Raw genomic sequence first — 1109 nt, 5'->3', positions numbered from 1 at the left:
GCACGAGGCACTAAGCACGAGGCACTAAGCACGAGGCACTAAGCACGAGGCACTAAGCACGAGGCACTACCAACTAAGCACTACGCACGAGGCACTAATCTCATGAACGTCACGATCGATAAAAATTCCGGCTACTGCTTCGGCGTCGAATTTGCCATTCAAATGGCCGAGGACGAACTGGCCCATGATGAAACACTGTACTGCCTCGGCGACATCGTGCACAACCGCATGGAGGTGGAGCGCCTGCACGAGCACGGTCTGCGCATCATCGACCGGGAACAGCTCGAACACCTGCACGACTGTAAGGTGCTGATTCGGGCGCACGGCGAGCCGCCGGAAACCTACCAGCTGGCCCTGCGCAACAACATTGAGCTGATTGACGCCTCCTGTCCGGTGGTGCTCAAGCTGCAAAACCGCGTGAAACACGCTTTCGATGCCAGTTTGCGCCAGGATGGCCAAATCGTGATTTATGGGCAGCCGGGCCACGCCGAAGTAGCGGGCCTCACGGGCCAGACCGGCAACCGCGCCATCATCGTCATGACCGAAGCCGACCTCGACCAAGTGGACTTCACGCGGCCCGTCACGCTCTTCAGCCAAACCACCAAAAGCACGGCCGGCTTCTACCACATGAAGGCCGTGATTGAGGAGCGTATTCAGGCGGCGGGCGGCTCGCTGGAAGCTTTTGATGCCAACGACAGCATCTGTCGGCAGGTGAGCAACCGGGAGCCGGCGCTGGCCAAGTTTGCCGAGCAGCACGACGTTATCGTGTTCGTGAGTGGCCGCAAAAGCTCCAATGGCAAGGCGCTGTTTTCGGTGGTAAACAAAACCAATCCGCGCAGCTACTTCGTTGAGAACGAGCAGGAGCTGGACGACGAGTGGTTCCAGGGGGCAGCGTCGGTGGGTATTTGCGGTGCTACCAGCACGCCCATGTGGCTCATGCAGCGCGTCAAAGACCGAATTGAGCAAGTTGCCGAAGAAGTAGCTTAGGCTTGTAACTCCACATGGCAGCGTAGCCGTGTAGTGGCTCAAGGCTTGTAGCACACACGGCCGTATCAGCGAAGTGGCGCCGCGTAGCGGTGCCAGAATCGCCGGCTACTCTGGCACCGCTA

The 1109-nt window shown here is 59.2% G+C and carries 1 protein-coding gene; it reads left to right on the top strand.

What is annotated here, in order from left to right; all coding sequences use genetic code 11:
• Nucleotides 1–102 precede the first annotated feature (102 nt).
• Entirely contained in the window at nt 103–987 is an 885-nt protein-coding gene (locus ACYSMN_RS22325) for a 4-hydroxy-3-methylbut-2-enyl diphosphate reductase (RefSeq protein WP_488926141.1), read from the top strand.
• The last annotated feature ends 122 nt before the right edge of the window (nt 988–1109 follow it).

Source organism: Hymenobacter sp. M1-2, from assembly GCF_057808495.1.
This window is presented reverse-complemented; position numbering and strand designations above follow the sequence as displayed.